Source organism: Streptomyces venezuelae, from assembly GCF_008642375.1.
In the GTDB taxonomy this organism is placed as follows: Bacteria; Actinomycetota; Actinomycetes; order Streptomycetales; family Streptomycetaceae; genus Streptomyces; species Streptomyces venezuelae_G.
This window is the reverse complement of record NZ_CP029194.1, coordinates 4,441,483-4,459,551: the sequence shown is the minus strand read 5'-3', so window position 1 is coordinate 4,459,551 and position 18,069 is coordinate 4,441,483. Positions and strand designations below refer to the sequence as shown.

Annotated in this window: 15 protein-coding genes; 11 read left to right on the top strand and 4 right to left on the bottom strand. The window is 70.1% G+C overall.

Features of this window, described 5'->3' with window-relative positions:
• Window positions 1-159: 159 nt before the first annotated feature.
• From DEJ46_RS20370 to DEJ46_RS20355, 4 genes are all read left to right on the top strand, one after another.
• Window positions 160-1,029: a helix-turn-helix domain-containing protein gene (locus tag DEJ46_RS20370; RefSeq protein ID WP_190622775.1), complete on the top strand. Its 870-nt coding sequence runs from the start codon at window positions 160-162 to the stop codon at window positions 1,027-1,029.
• Between the two features lie 52 nt (window positions 1,030-1,081).
• A complete protein-coding gene (locus tag DEJ46_RS20365) occupies window positions 1,082-1,687 on the top strand; it encodes a Uma2 family endonuclease (RefSeq protein WP_150268419.1) in 606 nt (201 codons plus the stop codon).
• Between the two features lie 210 nt (window positions 1,688-1,897).
• Window positions 1,898-2,374 carry a hypothetical protein gene (locus DEJ46_RS20360; RefSeq protein WP_150268417.1) on the top strand — a complete coding sequence of 159 codons (477 nt, stop codon included), beginning with the start codon at window positions 1,898-1,900 and terminating at the stop codon, window positions 2,372-2,374.
• 284 nt (window positions 2,375-2,658) lie between these two features.
• Window positions 2,659-3,522, top strand: coding sequence for a hypothetical protein (locus DEJ46_RS20355; RefSeq protein ID WP_150268415.1), 864 nt, complete (start codon window positions 2,659-2,661; stop codon window positions 3,520-3,522).
• Window positions 3,523-3,606: 84 nt separating this feature from the next.
• On the opposite strand, the gene aspS is transcribed toward DEJ46_RS20355, so the two are convergent.
• Window positions 3,607-5,433 (bottom strand): aspartate--tRNA ligase, encoded by a 1,827-nt coding sequence (gene aspS, locus DEJ46_RS20350; RefSeq protein WP_150268413.1) that lies wholly within the window; start codon window positions 5,431-5,433, stop codon window positions 3,607-3,609.
• A 172-nt stretch (window positions 5,434-5,605) separates the two neighbouring features.
• Here aspS and DEJ46_RS20345 point away from each other — a divergent pair, with 172 nt between their 5' ends.
• Together DEJ46_RS20345 and DEJ46_RS20340 are read left to right on the top strand one after the other, a co-directional pair.
• On the top strand, window positions 5,606-7,717 hold the full coding sequence (locus DEJ46_RS20345) for a SpoIIE family protein phosphatase (protein WP_150268411.1): 2,112 nt from the start codon (window positions 5,606-5,608) through the stop codon (window positions 7,715-7,717).
• A 165-nt stretch (window positions 7,718-7,882) separates the two neighbouring features.
• Window positions 7,883-8,698, top strand: a complete 816-nt coding sequence (locus DEJ46_RS20340; RefSeq protein ID WP_150268409.1) for an MBL fold metallo-hydrolase — start codon at window positions 7,883-7,885, stop codon at window positions 8,696-8,698.
• Window positions 8,699-8,711: 13 nt separating this feature from the next.
• Here DEJ46_RS20340 and DEJ46_RS20335 read toward each other — a convergent pair whose 3' ends face one another.
• The 3 genes from DEJ46_RS20335 to DEJ46_RS20325 all read right to left on the bottom strand — a co-directional run bounded on the left by DEJ46_RS20335 (window position 8,712) and on the right by DEJ46_RS20325 (window position 11,544).
• A complete protein-coding gene (locus DEJ46_RS20335; protein WP_150268407.1) occupies window positions 8,712-9,773 on the bottom strand; it encodes an AI-2E family transporter in 1,062 nt (353 codons plus the stop codon).
• A gap of 188 nt (window positions 9,774-9,961) precedes the next feature.
• Complete coding sequence (locus DEJ46_RS20330; RefSeq protein WP_150268405.1) at window positions 9,962-10,924, bottom strand: pirin family protein; 963 nt, start codon at window positions 10,922-10,924, stop codon at window positions 9,962-9,964.
• A gap of 125 nt (window positions 10,925-11,049) precedes the next feature.
• The gene (locus tag DEJ46_RS20325; RefSeq protein WP_150268404.1) at window positions 11,050-11,544 is read right to left on the bottom strand and encodes an SseB family protein; all 495 of its coding nucleotides are present in this window, start codon (window positions 11,542-11,544) and stop codon (window positions 11,050-11,052) included.
• Window positions 11,545-11,700: 156 nt separating this feature from the next.
• On the opposite strand from DEJ46_RS20325, the gene DEJ46_RS20320 reads away from it, so the two are divergent.
• From DEJ46_RS20320 to DEJ46_RS20300, 5 genes are all read left to right on the top strand, one after another.
• A complete protein-coding gene (locus DEJ46_RS20320) occupies window positions 11,701-12,189 on the top strand; it encodes a hypothetical protein (protein ID WP_150268402.1) in 489 nt (162 codons plus the stop codon).
• Window positions 12,190-12,193: 4 nt separating this feature from the next.
• On the top strand, window positions 12,194-13,978 hold the full coding sequence (locus DEJ46_RS20315; protein WP_150268400.1) for an alpha/beta hydrolase: 1,785 nt from the start codon (window positions 12,194-12,196) through the stop codon (window positions 13,976-13,978).
• Window positions 13,978-14,550, top strand: a complete 573-nt coding sequence (locus tag DEJ46_RS20310) for a hypothetical protein (protein WP_150268399.1) — start codon at window positions 13,978-13,980, stop codon at window positions 14,548-14,550. The genes DEJ46_RS20315 and DEJ46_RS20310 overlap by 1 nt, the downstream gene beginning before the upstream one ends.
• A gap of 217 nt (window positions 14,551-14,767) precedes the next feature.
• Window positions 14,768-16,597, top strand: a complete 1,830-nt coding sequence (locus DEJ46_RS20305) for an acyl-CoA dehydrogenase (protein ID WP_150268397.1) — start codon at window positions 14,768-14,770, stop codon at window positions 16,595-16,597.
• A gap of 144 nt (window positions 16,598-16,741) precedes the next feature.
• Window positions 16,742-18,049, top strand: a complete 1,308-nt coding sequence (locus DEJ46_RS20300) for a M18 family aminopeptidase (RefSeq protein WP_150268395.1) — start codon at window positions 16,742-16,744, stop codon at window positions 18,047-18,049.
• Window positions 18,050-18,069: the final 20 nt, after the last annotated feature.

The following is an 18,069-nucleotide window of genomic DNA, read 5'->3' as shown; positions in this document are numbered from 1 at the left end:
CACTCATGAGAGTGAAGAACCCCAACTCAGCTGAATTCCAACCGGGTTGCCTGCTTTACGCTCAGCTCGGCTGGCATATGACCACAGACACACGTCGGCCCTCGCCGGGACGGCAATCCCAATGCGAGGGCCTGACCACGAGGAAGAAGCACCTTCCCCATGGGTACCCAAAACACTAGCGTGCGCCCCCACGCCCAGTCCCGTAACGACGGGAAAAACCACTCCTCCAGGAGTACCCGCAGGCGCTACGGCGGTGTCGTCCACGACAACGCCCGCCACACCACCCGCTTCACGGTGGTCGGCAACCACCTGGCCCAGCACGAGAACCTGTCTCTCGTCGCCATCGGCCTGGCCGTCCACATCCAGTCCCTGCCGACCGGCGCTCAGGTCGACATCGACACCCTCGCCGAACGCTTCCCCGAGGGAAAGACCCGGATCGCCAACGCCCTGCGCGAGCTGGAGGCCCACGGCTACCTGCGGCGCACCCGCGTACGCACGGACCAGGGCCACATGGTCACCCGTACGGTCTCCTGCAACCAGCCGGGCCGGACAGCCGGTGGCGGGGACGAACCGAGCCCCCATCCCCGACGGGTCGTGGAGAAACCACCCCGACGCCGCGCCCTCCCCTCCGTACCGCAGCCCGTGTACCCCGCCCCGGATCTCCTCCAGACAGCCCTAGGCGTTCTGTCCGGCCTCCGCCGCGAGGACGCCCGACTCCTGATCTCCGCCACGGACGCGGAACACCTCGTCCCGGGCGTCGCGGCCTGGCTGGAGCGCGATCTCACCCCCGAGGCCGTCCACCGCGCCCTGACGACGGACCTCCCGCAGGAACCCCTCCACCGCCCGGCAGCACTCCTGGCCCACCGCCTTACGGCCCAGCTCCCACCCTTGCCACCATTCCGCGCCCCGAAGGACCCGCCCGCCGCCCGGCACCCCCTCCAGAACTGCGACACCTGCGACCGCGCCTACCGCGCCCCGGAACCAGGCACCTGCGGTGCGTGCCGATCCGATCACGCGGGATCCGCCTAGCATGGACGTGACGATCCTTGCCCCTGGGCACAGACGACGAGGAGCGAGCGCCATGACCATCGCCCCGGACGACGCACGGCAGGCCGCCTCCCTCCGGTACCGGGCCATGCGGGACTTCGTCCAGTCCATGGACGACACCGTGCCCGGGAAATTCGAGGTCACCAAGGAAGGGATCGTTCACGACATGATGGCGCCCGTCGGCCCGCACGAACTGACCACCGTGCACCTCCGCAGACGCCTTGAGAAGGTGATGCCGGAAGAGATCGTGGCCCACACGGGCGAACCCGACGTCGAGGATGTATCCGAAGGCATCATGCGTCGGCCCGATGTGATGGTGATCGCCCTCGCGGACATGGACGTCCCTGGCTCCTTCGACCCCCGCACGCTCTTCGCCGCAATCGAGGTCGTCTCTCGCTCCAATCCTGACAACGACTGGGTGACCAAGGTGCGCGACTATCCCCTGATCGGTGTCCCTTCCTACGCGGTCTTCGACCCCCGCACCGGCACCGGGGCCGTCCTCACCGACATCCACCCCACGCCCGACGGCCCTCGCTACGCCACCCGCAAGGACTTCGTGTACGGCGAGGACGTCACCATCGCCGAATGGACGATCTCGACCGATGGCCTACCGCGCTACAAGGATGCGCCTGAAGGCTGATCGGACAAGGACTCTCTGGTGGCTGTGGACCGCGGGCCCGTGCCGTCACCGCCGCCTCGGCCGAGGAGATCTTCGCGGACGAGCGAGGATGCAAGGCTTGGTCCGGAACGCTGAGCGAGGGAAGGAGCGAGGATCATCGGGTCTGCTCCCGGCGACGGGATCCCCAAGCGGCTCCTCGACGCGTCTTCGCCGGCGGAGCTGGAACGCCACTTGCTGACGCCTGCGGTCGAGGACTGGCCGCTGGAACTCTGGGTGCAGTTGAGGGTTCTCGCGGTCGGCCGCATGCAGTCCCCCGCCCTCACGCGCGAGACCAGGCTCCGCTGGGGACACCTCGCCCTCTCCGCGATCGCCGGAATGGCGCGGAGCCAGACGCCCCAACAGACGATGGCCGAATCCGCCCGCGCGCGTGCCCGCATGATCCTGGAGTTCGGGGTGAGCGACTCCGATGCGGCGCGGGATCTCCCCGCCCTCTGCTCGGAGATCCTGGGGAACCTGGGAGTCTCGCTGGAGGCTGCCGAGCAGCAAGCCGAGGACTGGCGGTCAGCGCCGCGGGACCGGATGCTCCGGCTACGCCGGATCAAGAACATGCTGACTCCACTGCTTCCCCTGCACGCGCTCCTGAAAGAGACCACCCCCGTATTCCAAGAGACTCAAGCCTGGCTGAAGCTCATTCCACACCTCCCGTGAAGGCGCACAGACCAGATGGACGAAACGGAACTCCCCACGCTCCAGATCTATTCCGTGGAGCAGGACAGCCCTGACGGAGGGGTCTGCATCGCTCGGTGTATCGGGGGCATCGTCCGGACCGGGCAGTCATTCGCTCTCGAGGAGGGAGACGATCCACGAAGGTTCACAGTGGACCGGATCGAGAAATACGGACGCGCAATGGAGTTCATGGACCCTCCGCACTCCCTGCTGGCCCACCTGTCCGGCGGCCCCCTCACCGGACTCGGGTACGGGGACGTCCTGGTGTGCCGCTCCGTGTGAAGGAAAGGAGGTCCTGGCCGATGTCGGAGCTCTTTGACCTGGCCGGGAAGACGCTCAGCGGGCTGGGGTCCTTGAGGTGGATCCGGGTCAGCGGCGGGCGCCACCCGATGTACGGATACCACCAGGTCCCCTTCCTGGGCTGGAGGTTCGAGGAACCAAGCGCCGAGAAGCTCCGGCGCATCGAGCGGGCTGTCGCCACGACTCCGACCCAGGTGGACTGGCGCATCGACACGTCACGACGGAATTGGCTCCTGGCTCCCGCCCGCATCCTGGGAGACGGCGAGAACCCCGCGGCCTCGCCCGCCTTCGGCGACCGCGTCAAGTCCGCTATGCAGGACCAGGATTTCTGTATTCGAGCATGGGCGGACCTCGACGCGATGCTGCGGACCCTGCGCGATCTTCAGCCCGCGCTGAAGATGACCTTCACCGTGCGCCCCGGGCAGGGCGAACCCAGCGCCTTCGACCTCGGGGACATCACGTGCGAGGGGGAGAGCGGAGCGGTGGGGTCGGCAGGTCATGTCCCCGACCAGGGGATGATGATCCACCTGTCGGTTCCCCTCCTTCTCGACGCCCTGCGCCCTCTCTTCACCGGCCGGCAGAAAACGGCCTCCTTCGTGGGCACCGGCACCTCGTTCCGACTCGACTTCAGCCTCGACCGCAAGGAAACCGTGTCCGTCTCGGCGCAGGGCACGACGGTGGGGACATGCAGTCTCGAAGAGCTCGCGGACTCGGTTCTCCGCCCCGCTCAGGAATTCGCAGAGAAGGCTCTTTCGGCCCTCCCCGAGGAGGACGGCGCGAGAAGCGACTTCGCCGCCTCCATGGAGAGATTCCGTGAGTCTCTGACGTGAGGCAGCCCCACGCCACGGCACGGCGCGAAGGGCCCCGGAACCGTCGTGCGGTTCCGGGGCCCTTCAGTGGCAGAACGTCAGTGATTACCGCGCCGCGTCCGGGTGGACCGCGTCCGTCACCGGGCGGTCCTCCGCCGGCTTCGGGGCGGCCTTCTCGACCGGCTTGCGGAGCTGGATGTTCAGCTCGCGCAGGCGGGACTCGTCCAGCTCCGTCGGGGCGCCCATCAGGAGGTCCTGGGCGTTGCCGTTCAGCGGGAAGGCGATCGTCTCGCGGATGTTGGGCTCGTCCGCGAGGAGCATCACGATGCGGTCGACGCCCGGGGCGATGCCGCCGTGCGGCGGGGCGCCGTACTCGAAGGCGCGGAGCATGCCCGCGAACTCGTGCTCGACCGTCTCGCGGGAGTAGCCCGCGATCTCGAAGGCCTTGAACATGATCTCGGGCTCGTGGTTCCGGATCGCGCCCGAGGACAGCTCGATGCCGTTGCAGACGATGTCGTACTGCCAGCCGAGGACGTCCAGCGGGTCCTGGGTCTCCAGGGCCTCGATGCCGCCCTGCGGCATCGAGAACGGGTTGTGCGAGAAGTCGATCTTGCCGGTCTCCTCGTCCTTCTCGTACATCGGGAAGTCCACGATCCACGCGAAGCGGAAGACGTTCTCCTCGAACTGGCCGGCGCGCTTGGCGGCCTCGACCCGGACCGGGCCCATGATCTTGGAGACCTCGTCGAACTCGCCCGCGCCGAAGAAGATCGCGTGGCCCGGCTCCAGGCCGAGGCGCTCGGTGAGGACCTTGATGTTCTCCTCGGTGAGGAACTTGGCGATCGGGCCGGTCAGCGAACCACCCTCGCCGACGCGGACCCAGGCCAGGCCCTTCGCGCCGAGGGAGACCGCGAAGTCGCCGAGCGCGTCGAAGAACTTGCGGGGCTGGTCGCCCGTGTTCGGGACGGCGAGCGCGCGGACGTGCTTGCCGGCGAAGGCCTTGAACTCCGAGGCCTCGAAGACGTCGGAGATGTCGACGAGTTCGAGGGCCGTACGCAGGTCGGGCTTGTCGTTGCCGTACTTCAGCATCGACTCGCGGAAGGGGATGCGGGGGAAGGGCGAGGTGACGTGGCGGCCGCCGCCGAACTCCTCGAAGATCTCCGTCATCAGCTTCTCGATCGGCTGGAAGACGTCCTCCTGCTCGACGAAGCTCATCTCGACGTCGAGCTGGTAGAACTCGCCCGGCGAGCGGTCCGCGCGGGCGTCCTCGTCGCGGAAGCAGGGCGCGATCTGGAAGTAGCGGTCGAAGCCGGAGATCATCAGCAGCTGCTTGAACTGCTGCGGCGCCTGCGGCAGCGCGTAGAACTTGCCCGGGTTCAGACGGGACGGGACGACGAAGTCGCGGGCGCCCTCGGGGGAGGTCGCGGCGAGGATCGGGGTCGCCATCTCGTTGAAGCCGAGGGCCACCATCTTGGAGCGGATGGAGGCGATGACGGCGGAGCGCAGCATGATGTTGCGGTGCATGCGCTCGCGGCGCAGGTCGAGGAAGCGGTACTCCAGGCGCCGCTCCTCGTTCACGCCGTCGTCGGTGTTGACGGTGAAGGGGATCTGCTTGGCCGCGCCCAGGACCTCGACCGTGGCGGCCTCGATCTCGATCTCGCCGGTGGGGAGCTCGGGGTTGACGTTCTCCGCGCCACGCGAGACGACCTTGCCGTCGACGCGGACGACGGTCTCCTTCGTCAGCTTGTCGAGGACCTCGGCCGCGGCGGTGCCGGGGCGGGCGACGAGCTGCGTGATGCCGTAGTGGTCGCGCAGATCGATGAAGAGGATGCCGCCCAGGTCGCGCCGATTGTGCAGCCAGCCGCTCAGCCGGACGTCGGTGCCGACGTCAGAGGCGCGGAGCTCGCCGCAGGTGTGGGACCTGTACCGATGCATCGTCGTTCATCCAGTCTTCGGGGTCTTGGGTGAGTGGGTGGCCACCCTGTGGCCCCTGTCACAGATGTCACAGGACACGCGGGCAGACCCACCCAGAGTACCGGCCGCCCCATGATCCCTTTTCGAATACTCTCAGTGGCGACCTGCTGTCCGATATTCATAAAGTGGGGCAATGCGCACCGAGGACGTCCTGGCCGCGATCGCGACCGGCCTGTGGCGCTGGGACAACGCGTCCGGGATCGTCTCGCTCGACGCCGAGGCGGCCCGGCTGCTCGGGCTGCCCGCCGAGTCGGTGCGGCTCACCGAGGCGGCCGTACGGTCCCGTTTTCACCCGGTCGACTGGAACGAGATCGACGGGGTCGTCAACCTGGCCGTCGCGGAGGGCACCCTCGCGGAGGCCCGGCTGCGGATCATGGACGAGCGCGGCCGGGTGCTCCGTACCGTACGGAGCAGGTCGAAGCCGCTGATCGAGGGCAACGACTACCAGCTCGTCGGCACCCTCCAGGAGGTCGCCGAGCAGCAGCCCGGGACCGCCGCGCACACCCCGATCACCGGCGACTGGCGCCGCTCCCGCGAAGCCTTCCTCCTCGACGCGGGACGGGCCCTCGCAGAGGCCCGCTCGACGGCCGAGGTGCTGCGGGTGGCGGCCTCGCTGTCGATGCCGGGCTTCTCGCCGGACGGGCTCGCCGTCTTCGGCGTGGCGGGCGACCGGCTGACCGTCATCGGCCACCACGGGCACAGCCAGGGCGACGAGGGACCGTTCTCGTCGATGGGTCTGGAGACCGACTACCCGGCGGCCGAGGTCGTACGGACCGGGCGCGCGATCTATCTGCCGACGCCCGACGAGTACCTGCGCCGCTACCCCATGACCTGGCCGCTCGCCCAGCGTTTCGGCCGCCGCTCCTGGGCCTTCGTGCCGCTCGTCGTCGCCGGGCGCACGATGGGCGCCTGGATGGCCGCCTTCAAGCACCCGGTGGCCTTCACGCCCGACGAGCGTTCGGTGCTCACGACGGTCGCGCGGATGCTCGCGCAGGCCCTCGCGCGCGCCGGCGTGGCCGAGTCGGAGCGCGAGCTGTCGCTCGGGCTCCAGCGGACGATGATGCCGGTCCTCGGCCCCGGCATCCCCGGCATCCAGGTCGCCGCCCGGTACGTGCCGACCGGCGGCGGGCTCCAGGTCGGCGGCGACTGGTACGACATGATCCGGCTGCCCGGCGGCACCACCCGGACCGGCGGGCGCGGCGCCGGGCGCATCGCCCTCGTCATCGGCGACGTCCAGGGCCACGACGTGCGGGCGGCGGGCCTGATGGGGCAGCTGCGGATCGCCCTGCGCGCGTACGCCTCCGAGGGCCACCGGCCGGACGCGGTGCTCTCGCGGGCCTCGCGCTTCCTGTACGGGATCACCGACGGGGACGACGGCGAGGTGAACGGCGGCCCGCGCTTCGCGACCTGCCTCTACCTGGAGGTCGACCTGGAGTCGGGCACGGTCGACATCGCGCGGGCGGGGCATCCGGACCCGGCGGTACGGATGAACGACGGAACGGTTCTGCTGAGGCCCACGGCCGGCGGCCTGCCGCTCGGCATCGACCCCGACACCGACTACCCCACGACCCGGCTCACCCTGGAGCCCGGCGAGACCCTGATGATCTGCACCGACGGCCTCCTGGAGACCGGCGGGCACGACCTGGACAGCGGCTGGGAGCGGGTCAAGGGGCTCCTGGAGTCCCATGACGGCGAGGACCTGGAGCAGCTCGCCGACACGCTCGTCGAGGCCGTCCACGGCCCCGGCTCGCACCACACGACGGGGCCTCTCGCCGACCGCCGCGAGGACGACATCGCGGTCCTGCTGCTCTCCCGCCGGCCCGCGGGTCCACTGGTGGAGGCGCCGCGCCGGACCCTGATGACGATCGCCCAGGCGGAGCCGGAGCGGATCGCCGAGGCCCGCGAGCAGCTGCGCCAGCTGCTGCACGACTGGACGGACGGGGACCAGCTCGACTCGGCGGTCCTGATGGTCTCCGAGATGGTCACGAACGTCCTCGTCCACACGGACGGCGACGCGCTCCTGGTCGCCGAGGTCGCGTGCGGCGAGGAGTCGCGGCGGCTGCGGGTCGAGGTCTCCGACCAGAGCGACGAGCTGCCGCACAAGCGGCACCCGGGCGAGATGGCGTCGAGCGGCCGCGGGCTGCTCCTGATGGAGATGCTCGCGGACGCGTGGGGCTTCGCCCCGCGGGGCGAGGGCAAGTCGATCTGGTTCGAGCTGAACGAGCCGCCGTCGAGGGGCCTCTGACGACTTGGGGAAACCCGGTCGTCGGGCAGGCGAGGAGTCAAGCAGTCTCCGAGCGCCTCTGAGCGCCTCCGCCCGCCCCGCCCGCCCCGGGGCCCGGCGCGCGCGGACCCGCCGCACGGCGCAGACTGGTGTCGTACGGCCGCCGGGGGGACCACGGAGCGTGCCATGGACATCCACAAGGTCGGCAGCGACACCACTGTGATCGCCGACAGCCTCGAAGCCCCGGGGGTCGGCCACATCCCCGTCAACGCCTACGTCCTGACCGCCGCCGAACCGGTCGTCGTCGACACCGGCCTCTCCGTCGAGGACCGTGACTTCCTCACGTCACTCGGCGAGGTCATGGACCCGGCCGACGTGCGCTGGATCTGGCTCACCCACCCCGACCGCGACCACACGGGCGGGATCTTCGACCTGCTCGACGCGGCCCCGGACGCGCGCGTGATCACGACCTTCATCGGCTTCGGCATCATGATGACCGAGCGTGCGCTGCCCATGGACCGGGTGTACTTCCTCAACCCCGGCCAGTCCCTCGACGTCGGCGACCGCACCCTGCACGCCTTCCGGCCGCCCCTCTTCGACAGCCCCGCCACCGTCGGCTTCTACGACGACAGGACCCGGATCTGCTTCAGCTCCGACTGCTTCGGCGGCCCCATGCCGAGCCAGGAGATCGCGGAGAGCGGGCACGCGAGCGACCTCAAGCCGGAGGAGCTGCGGGGTACGCAGCTGCTGTGGGCGACGCTCGACAGCCCGTGGGTGCACATCGTGGACGCGGAGAAGTACCGGGCGACGATCGCGCCGCTGCGGGAGATGAATCCGGAGATCGTGCTGTGCACGCATCTGCCGCCGGCCGTGCGGATGACCGACCGGATGCTGGAGACGATCGCGATGGCCCCGGACTCCGACCCGTTCGTGGGGCCCGACCAGGCGGCCCTGGAGCAGATGCTCGCCTCCTTCGAGGTGGGCGGGATGGCGGCCGCCTAGGGGGTGTCCGGCGCTACGGGGTGCCGACGCGTGGCGCGCCGTACCGCGAGCGCAGCTCGTGGAGGACGCCGGTCGCGGCGGCCGTGAGCGGTACGGCGAGCAGCATGCCCAGGATGCCCGCGACGGACGCGCCCGCCGTGATCGCGAGCAGGACCGCGGCCGGGTGCATCTGCACGGTCTTGCTCTGGACGAAGGGCTGGAGGACGTTGCCCTCCAGGACCTGGACGGCGAGGACGATGCCGAGCACCCACAGCGCGATGACGAAGCCCCGGTCGGCGAGGGCGACCAGGACGGCGACGGCGCCGGAGAGGAAGGCGCCGAGGTACGGGATGTAGGCGGTGACGAAGACGAGCGCGGCGAGTCCCACCGCGCCGGGCACGTCGAGGACGAGCAGTCCGATGCCGATGATGACCGCGTCGACGAGGGCGACGAAGGTCGTGCCCCGCATGTACCCCTCGACGGCCTCGAAGGCCCGGCGGGCCATGGCCTCCGCGGTGTCGCCGGTGTCGCGGGGGGCGAGGGAGCGCAGGGCGCCCATGGCCCGGTCGGAGTCCTTCAGGAAGAAGAAGATCAGGAGCAGGGCGAGGACGGCGGTGGCCATCATCTCGGCGACGACGCTGAGCCCGCTGATCACCCCGGAGGCGGCGGTGCCGCCGAACCGCTTGAGGAGCCCCTCGGCGTTCTTGGCGATGTCGTCGAGGGAGGTTCCGGCCGCGCCGAGGTGCTCGGCGATGTCGGTGGCGGCCTGCCGCAGCGAGGCGACGATCTGGTCGCCGGTCTCGATGAGCGCGAGGACGACGATGTACGTGGCGCCACCGACGACCGCGACGACGGCGGCGACGGTGAGCGCGGCGGCGAGCGACTTCCGCACCCTCACACGGAGCAGGCGGCGGTAGAGCGGCCGGAGGAGGGCGGTGCCGAGGATCGCGAGGAGGACGGGGGTGACGGCGGTCTGGAAGACGATGCACAGCCAGATGCCGAGGGCGGCGAGCGCAGCGGCCAGCAGCAGGACGACGCACCAGGCGGCGAAGCGACGGGCGGGTTCGGGGAGGAGAGGCGCTCTGGTCGTCTGCACCTGTCCACCGGACCACGCCCGTCGGCGTGTCGTCGCGCGCTGACGGCCGTACGGGTGACGCTCCGTCAGCGACCCCGTCAGGGACGCCGTCGGAACCCCGTACGAGACCCCGTCCGAGACCCCGTCGGCGACCGTCGGCGGGCTTCGTCAGCGGGCCTCGTACCGGCGTGCGTCCGGCGTACGTCCGGCTACTCGCCCATGCCGTGGACCGCCGGGACCGTGCCGAGGCGGCCCGCCTGGAAGTCCTCGAAGGCCTGGCGGAGTTCGGCCTGGGTGTTCATGACGAACGGACCGTAGTGCGCCATGGGCTCGCGGATCGGCTGTCCGCCGAGGAGAACGACCTCCAGGTCCGGCGTGTGCCCGTCCTGCTTCTCGTCCGCGCGGACCGTGAGCGCGCCGCCCTTGCCGAAGACGGCGGTCTGGCCCATGTGGACGGGCCGGCGCTCGGCGCCGACGGTGCCGCGGCCGGCCAGGACGTACGCGAGGCCGTTGAAGTCGTCGCGCCACGGCAGGCTGATCTCGGCGCCGGGCCGCAGGGTGGCGTGGATCATCGTGATCGGGGTGTGGGTGATGCCGGGGCCGTCGTGGCCGTCGAGCTCGCCCGCGATGACGCGGAGCAGCGCGCCGCCGTCGGGGGAGGTCAGCAGCTGGACCTGGCCGCCGCGGATGTCCTGGTAGCGGGGGGCCATCATCTTGTCGGCGGCGGGCAGGTTCACCCACAGCTGGAGGCCGTGGAAGAGTCCGCCGCTGACGACGAGGGACTCCGGCGGGGCTTCGATGTGAAGCAGCCCGCTACCCGCTGTCATCCATTGGGTGTCGCCGTTGGTGATGGTGCCGCCGCCGCCGTTGGAGTCCTGGTGGTCGAAGATCCCGTCGATGATGTAGGTGACGGTCTCGAAGCCGCGGTGGGGGTGCCAGGGCGTGCCCTTGGGCTCGCCGGGGGCGTACTCCACCTCTCCCATCTGGTCCATCATGATGAACGGGTCGAGGTACTGGTAGTTGATTCCGGCGAAGGCCCGGCGCACCGGGAAGCCCTCGCCCTCGAAGCCCTGCGGTGCCGTGGTGACGGCGAGCACGGGGCGGGAGACGGCATCGGCCGGGGCGGCGACGCGCGGCAGGGTGAGCGGGTTCTCGACAGTCACAGCGGGCATGACCGGACCTCCTTGGGTGCGACCTTGTACGTCCACTTTAGTTGAACGATGAACTTCCTGCCACCTGGAACGCGGAACGCCCGGGAGGAATTCCTCCCGGGCGCTCCCACACGTACCAGCGTCGGTCAGCCGTACATCCGGCGCATCGCGTAGTCGACCATCTGCTCCACGGCCTTGGCGTCGAAGACCATGCGGTGGTCGCCCTCCATGTCGAGGACGAAGCCGTAGCCGGTCGGCAGCAGGTCGATCACCTCGGCGCCGGTGATGACGAAGTACTTCGACTCCTTGCCCGCGTACCGCCGCAGCTCCTTGAGCGTGGTGAACATCGGGATCACCGGCTGCTGGGTGTTGTGCAGGGCCAGGAAGCCGGGGTTGTCGCCGCGCGGGCAGTAGACCTTCGACGTCGCGAAGATCTGCTGGAAGTCCTCGGGGGCGAGGGTGCCGGTCGTGAAGGCGCGTACGGCGTCGGCGAGGGAGGGCGGCGACGGCTCGGGGTAGAGCGGGGGCTGCTGCTGCGCGTACCCGCCCTGCATGCCTCCCTGCATCCCGGCCTGCATCCCGCCCTGCTGCGGCGGGGCGTACTGCTGCTGGGCACCCGGATTCTGCTCGTAGCCGTACATGGGGCCAGCCTAGCGACCCGGGGGTGGTCGCAGTACTGCGCAGGGGTGACTCGGGGCTCGGCCAGCCGCTCGCCCGCGTTCGTACGCGTTTTCGTGCGCGGCACCGCCTCTTGCTAGGTTCGCGGAAGCAAAATCCGGTCACCACGGGGGTGGAACATGGCGCTGAACGCCACTTGGGAAGAGCTGTTCGGCGGAACCGCACCGCCCGGACACGGACAGGCCGGACAGCCAGGAGCGCCCGGACGGCCCGCGGCGATGACCCTCGCGGGCGTGCCCGCCGCCGGCCCCGGCGGCGGCGACGCGAACCTGAAGGCCGACGAGAGCCCGTGGCACCAGGCCGGGAACACCGCCGGCGAGCTGCGTGCCTCCACCGCCATGTCCCTCACCGACCTCGACACCGCGAACGAGGGCTACGCCGCCGGCACCGCCGGCTTCGACTCCTCCGGCGCCCTCACGGAGATCCTCGGCACCTGGAAGGCCCGCCTCACCGCCGTACGCGACGAGTGCGGCCGCCTGGAGGGCGCCCTGAAGAGCGCGGGCCGCGACTTCGGCGAACGCGAGGACGCCACGAAGCGGAAGATCGCCGCCGAGGCGCCGGCTCCCGCGCAGAACCCCGCCCAGAGCCCCGCGCAGAAGGAAGGCTGAGCCCGTGCCCACCTGGCAGCAACTGCGCGACGTGAAGCTCGACGAGTACGCGGACGCCGCCGACGGCTGGGGCAAGGTCAGCTCCCGCGCCAACGCGGACAAGGACCGTGTCGACAACGGCATGTTCGCGAGAATCCACGACACGCAGAAGGGCGAGACCGCCACCAAGGCGGGCGCCGACGTCCAGCAGCTCTCCCGCAACTACCAGTACCTGCACACCGAGTGCGGACTGATCCGCACCGCGCTCAACGGGCTCGCCTCGGAGCTCGCGGCCCCGCAGCGGAAGCTGAAGCAGGCGCTCGAGGACGCCGAGAACCTCAAGTTCACGGTGAAGCCCGACGGTTCGGTGGAGTACCCGACCGACTCCTTCGTCCTCGCCCCCGGCAGCAACACCGCCGAGCACGGCGCACCCGTCCCGCTCGCGCCCGGCAAGGGCGAGGGGGTCGGCAGCCCCGACGCCAACAAGGGCAAGGCCGAGGACATCGCCCAGCGCATCGGCGACGCCGTCCGCGAGGCCACCGAGATCGACGGCCGCTACGCCGGCGCCCTGCGCAGGCTGAAGGCCGGCCCCGGCCTCGACGTCAGCGCCGCGGACCTCGTCGACGCCGCCGCCGACACCAAGGCGCTCCAGCAGGCCGCCGGGAAGTACGCCGACGACGACCGGATCCCGCACGGCAAGTCCGCCAAGGAGAACGCCGACTGGTGGAACGGCCTCAGCCAGGAGCAGCGCGACGAGTACGCCACGCTCTACCCGGCCTCCGTCGGCGCCCTGGACGGCCTCCCGTCCTCGGTCCGCGACGACGCCAACCGGACGGTCTTCGCCGAGACCAGGGCGCAGATCCAGACGGACCTGAACAAGCCCGCGCCGAACCAGTACATCCCGAACCCGAACGGCAGCTACCCCGCCGCGGTCCTCAGCCCCGAGTACAAGCAGTGGCAGAAGGACCAGGAGCGGCTGAAGGAGCAGCTCAGGGGCAGTGACTCGATCCAGGCCCGCTTCGACGCCACGGGCGAGGGGGGCCTGCCGGAGGCGTACCTCCTCGGCTACGACAAGGAGGGGATCGGCCGGGCGATCATCGCCAACGGCAACCCCGACACCGCCGACCACACCGCCGTCTACGTGCCGGGCACGACGACGAACCTGAAGGACTTCGACGAGGACATCAGCCGGATGACCGACATGTGGCGCGAGACCCAGGCCCTGTCGCCGGGTTCGAACGTCTCCACCATCACCTGGTTCGGTTACGAGGCTCCGCAGTCGGTCGCGACCGACGCCACGCAGAAGGACTACGCGTACAACGGCTCGCCCAAGCTGCTCCGGTTCATGGACGGCCTGGAGACCGCGCAGGGCGGCCCGGACGAGAGCCACACGACGATCATCGGGCACAGCTACGGGTCGACCGTCGTCGGCGACGCCTCCAACAAGGGCGATCTGGCAGCCGACGACATCGTGGCGGTAGGCAGCCCCGGCATGCTCACCGGCAGGGCCGAGGACCTCGACGTCGGCGCGGACCACGTGTGGTCCGCGGCCGCGACGAGCGACGTGGTGCCGGCGGGCGGCAAGCTCGCCGGGCTCGGCGGCTACACATGGGGCGTCGAGACCTGGAACGGCGTTCCGTACAACGCCGGATACGTGCAGACCGTGCCGTCGGACGAGCTGTTCGGGGCGCACCGGATGGACGTGGACACCAGCGGTCACACCTCGTACTGGGAGAGGGACTCGGAGAGTCTCTCGAACCAGGCGAAGGTCGTGATCGGCGAGTACGACAAGGTGAACGAGGACGACTGATGACCATCCGCAACCACCCCACCAGAGTCCGTGGCGCGGCGCTCGGCGCCCTCCTCCTCTGCCTCACCACCCTCGCGACGGGATGCTCCATGAACGACGCCGGCGGCTCCGACGACCTCGGCTACACCCCCACGACCCTCGACGTCGCGGATGCCAGGAAGCGGACGAAGGAGGTCTCCAGCCAGATCTTCGACATGATCGGGCTGCCGGGCGCCACGTCCACCCCGGTCGGTCCGGGCGCCTCCACCTGCCCGGAGGACCGTGAGCACCTCTTCAAGATCCGCCACCCCTGGTCGGTGTACGGCGTCTCCGAGGAGGAGCTGAAGCAGGGCTTCGAGCGGCTCCGGCAGGCGCTGCCCGCCAAGGGCTGGAAGGTGGTCTCGTACGGCCCGAACAACAGCAAGGCCAAGAGCCTGGAGCTGCTCGCGGAGTCCGAGAAGGAGCACTTCGCCGTCAAGGCGGAGCTGTGGGTCGGCAGCACGGACCCGAAGAAGAAGAACCTGATCGGCGTCAGCGTCGTCTCCGGCTGCTTCCGCGCGCCCGAGGGGACGGACCTGAAGGGTCTGTACTGAGGATCTTCGCTGATCCTCAGCGAGGACGAAGGAGGCCCGGGGCACATGCCCCGGGCCCTTTTTCTGCGGCTCGTGTCACAGATCCCCGGATAGGGGTTGCTCTTATTACCGGTGGGTAGCATCATCGTAGAGAAGCGTGGGCTACTCACCGGTAGTACGAGCACCCGACGCGCGCATTCCGGACATCCGCCTCCCCGAGCCTTACGGAGCCGTCGCCATGGGGCACTACAAGTCGAATCTCCGCGACATCGAGTTCAACCTCTTCGAGGTCCTCGGCCGCGACAAGGTGTACGGCACCGGTCCGTTCGAGGAGATGGACGTCGAGACCGCCAAGAGCATCCTCGACGAGATCCGCCGTCTCGCCGAGAACGAGCTCGCGGACTCCTTCGCCGACGCCGACCGCAACCCGCCGGTCTTCGACCCGGAGACCAACACCGCCCCCGTCCCGGCGTCCTTCAAGAAGTCCTACAAGGCCTTCATGGACTCCGAGTACTGGCGCCTCGGCATCCCCGAGGGCATCGGCGGCACCGTCTCCCCGCGCTCCCTCGTCTGGGCCTACGCCGAGCTGCTCCTCGGCTCGAACCCGGCCATCTGGATGTACTCCTCCGGCCCGGCCTTCGCCGGCGTCCTCTACAACGAGGGCAACGAGGCCCAGAAGAAGATCGCGCAGATCGCGGTCGAGAAGCGCTGGGGCTCCACCATGGTCCTCACCGAGCCCGACGCCGGCTCCGACGTCGGCGCCGGCCGCACCAAGGCCGTCCAGCAGGAGGACGGCTCCTGGCACATCGAGGGCGTGAAGCGCTTCATCACCTCCGGTGAGCACGACATGGAGGAGAACATCCTCCACTACGTCCTCGCCCGCCCCGAGGGTGCCGGCCCCGGCACCAAGGGCCTCTCCCTCTTCCTCGTCCCGAAGTACGAGTTCGACTGGGAGACCGGCGAGCTGGGCGAGCGCAACGGCGTCTACGCGACGAACGTCGAGCACAAGATGGGCCTCAAGGCCTCCAACACGTGCGAGATGACCTTCGGCGACCAGCACCCCGCCAAGGGCTGGCTCATCGGCGACAAGCACGAGGGCATCCGCCAGATGTTCCTCATCATCGAGTTCGCCCGCATGATGGTCGGCACGAAGGCGATCTCCACCCTCTCCACGGGCTACCTCAACGCCCTGGAGTACGCCAAGGAGCGCGTCCAGGGCACCGACCTGGCCAACTTCATGGACAAGGCCGCCCCCAAGGTCACCATCACGCACCACCCCGACGTCCGCCGCTCGCTGATGACGCAGAAGGCGTACGCCGAGGGCATGCGCTCCCTCGTCCTCTACACGGCCTCCGTGCAGGACGAGATCGCGATCAAGGAAGCGGCCGGCGAGGACGCCAAGGCGCTGCACGGCCTGAACGACCTGCTGCTCCCGATCGTCAAGGGATACGGCTCCGAGAAGGGCTACGAGCAGCTCGCGCAGTCGCTCCAGACCTTCGGCGGCTCCGGCTTCCTCCAGGAGTACCCGATCGAGCAGTACATCCGGGACGCCAAGATCGACACCCTCTACGAGGGCACCACGGCCATCCAGGGCCAGGACTTCTTCTTCCGGAAGATCGTCCGCGACCAGGGCGCGGCCCTGAACGCCCTCTCCGAGGAGATCAAGAAGTTCCTCGCGGTCGGCACCGGCGGCGACGACCTGGCCGGCGCGCGTGACGCGCTCGCCAAGGCCGCCGTCGACCTGGAGGCCATCGTCGGCACGATGATCACCGACCTCACCGCCACCGGCGAGGACGTCAAGAACATCTACAAGGTCGGCCTGAACACCACCCGCCTGCTGCTCGCCTCCGGCGACGTCGTCGTCGGCTACCTGCTCCTGCGCGGTGCCGCCGTCGCCGCCGAGAAGCTCGCCGAGGGCGCCGGCGCCAAGGACGTCCCCTTCTACCAGGGCAAGATCGCGGCCGCGAAGTTCTTCGCCGCCAACGTCCTGCCGGGCGTCTCCGCCGAGCGCGCGCTGGCCGAGGCCGTCGACAACTCGGTGATGGACCTGGACGAGGCCGCGTTCTAAGAACGCCCACTCGTCCTGCCGGCACGGCCCGTCCCCGGGGAGGGGGGCGGGCCGTGCTGTTTCCTTTTCGGGCTCGGTTCATGGGGGGAGGCTCAGCTCCCGGCCGCCGGAGCCGCGTTCCGGCCCCTGCGTAAGGTGGAGCCCATGAGCAGCGCAGCTTCCCGCCCCACGGCCGGCCCCTTCGACCGCGGTCACACCGATGACCTCATCTCCTTCCTGACGGCCTCCCCGTCGGCGTACCACGCGGTGGCGACCGCCGCCGACCGGCTGGAGAAGGCCGGTTTCCGGCGCGTCGAGGAGACCGCCGAGTGGGACGGGACGAGCGGCGGGAAGTACGTGGTCCGCGGCGGCGCGATCATCGCCTGGTACGTGCCGGAGGGCGCCTCCGCCCACACCCCGTACCGCATCGTCGGCGCCCACACCGACTCCCCCAACCTGCGCGTCAAGCCCCGCCCCGACATGGGCGCCCAGGGCTGGCGCCAGGTCGCCGTCGAGATCTACGGCGGGACCCTGCTCAACACCTGGCTCGACCGCGACCTCGGCCTCGCCGGCCGCCTCACCCTCCGCGACGGAAGCCACCGCCTCGTCAACGTGGACCGGCCGCTGCTGCGCGTCCCCCAGCTCGCCATCCACCTCGACCGCCAGGCCAACGACGGCCTCAAGCTGGAGCGCCAGCGCCACATGCAGCCCGTGTGGGGCATCGGCAAGGTCCACGAGGGCGACCTGATCTCCTTCGTCGCCGCCGAGGCCGGCGTCGACGCCGAGGACGTCACCGGCTGGGACCTCATGGTCCACCCCGTCGAGGCGCCCGCCTACCTCGGCCGCGACCGCGAGCTCCTCGCCGGACCGCGCATGGACAACCTGCTCTCCGTCCACGCCGCCGTCGCCGCGCTCGCCTCCCTCGCGGGCCGCGACGACCTCCCGTACATCCCGGTCCTCGCCGCCTTCGACCACGAGGAGAACGGCTCCGAGGCCGACACCGGCGCCCAGGGCCCCCTCCTCGGCAACGTCCTGGAGCGCTCGGTCTACGCCCGCGGCGGCTCCTACGAGGACCGGGCCCGCGCCTTCGCCGGCACGGTCTGCCTCTCCTCCGACACCGGCCACGCGGTCCACCCCAACTACGCGGAGCGCCACGACCCGACGCACCACCCGCGCGTCAACGGCGGCCCGATCCTCAAGGTGAACGTCAACCAGCGGTACGCCACCGACGGCAGCGGCCGGGCCGTCTTCGCCGCCGCCTGCGAGAAGGCGGGCGTGCCCTGGCAGTCGTTCGTCTCCAACAACGACATGCCGTGCGGCACGACGATCGGCCCGATCACCGCCGCCCGCCACGGCATCCAGACGGTCGACATCGGCGTCGCGATCCTCTCGATGCACAGCGCCCGCGAGCTGTGCGGCGCGGACGACCCGTACCTCCTGGCGAACGCGATCGTCGCCTTCCTGGAGGGCTGAGGCCCAGCGGCCCTGCCGCG

Bases quoted from the DNA above. Each gene is read 5' to 3' on its own strand.
- DEJ46_RS20370 (WP_190622775.1), top strand. From the start codon at position 160: ATGGGTACCCAAAACACTAGCGTGCGCCCCCACGCCCAGTCCCGTAAC.
- DEJ46_RS20365 (WP_150268419.1), top strand. From the start codon at position 1,082: ATGACCATCGCCCCGGACGACGCACGGCAGGCCGCCTCCCTCCGGTAC.
- aspS (WP_150268413.1), bottom strand. From the start codon at position 5,433: ATGCATCGGTACAGGTCCCACACCTGCGGCGAGCTCCGCGCCTCTGAC.
- DEJ46_RS20345 (WP_150268411.1), top strand. From the start codon at position 5,606: ATGCGCACCGAGGACGTCCTGGCCGCGATCGCGACCGGCCTGTGGCGC.
- DEJ46_RS20340 (WP_150268409.1), top strand. From the start codon at position 7,883: ATGGACATCCACAAGGTCGGCAGCGACACCACTGTGATCGCCGACAGC.
- DEJ46_RS20330 (WP_150268405.1), bottom strand. From the start codon at position 10,924: ATGCCCGCTGTGACTGTCGAGAACCCGCTCACCCTGCCGCGCGTCGCC.
- DEJ46_RS20325 (WP_150268404.1), bottom strand. From the start codon at position 11,544: ATGTACGGCTACGAGCAGAATCCGGGTGCCCAGCAGCAGTACGCCCCG.
- DEJ46_RS20320 (WP_150268402.1), top strand. From the start codon at position 11,701: ATGGCGCTGAACGCCACTTGGGAAGAGCTGTTCGGCGGAACCGCACCG.
- DEJ46_RS20310 (WP_150268399.1), top strand. From the start codon at position 13,978: ATGACCATCCGCAACCACCCCACCAGAGTCCGTGGCGCGGCGCTCGGC.
- DEJ46_RS20305 (WP_150268397.1), top strand. From the start codon at position 14,768: ATGGGGCACTACAAGTCGAATCTCCGCGACATCGAGTTCAACCTCTTC.
- DEJ46_RS20300 (WP_150268395.1), top strand. From the start codon at position 16,742: ATGAGCAGCGCAGCTTCCCGCCCCACGGCCGGCCCCTTCGACCGCGGT.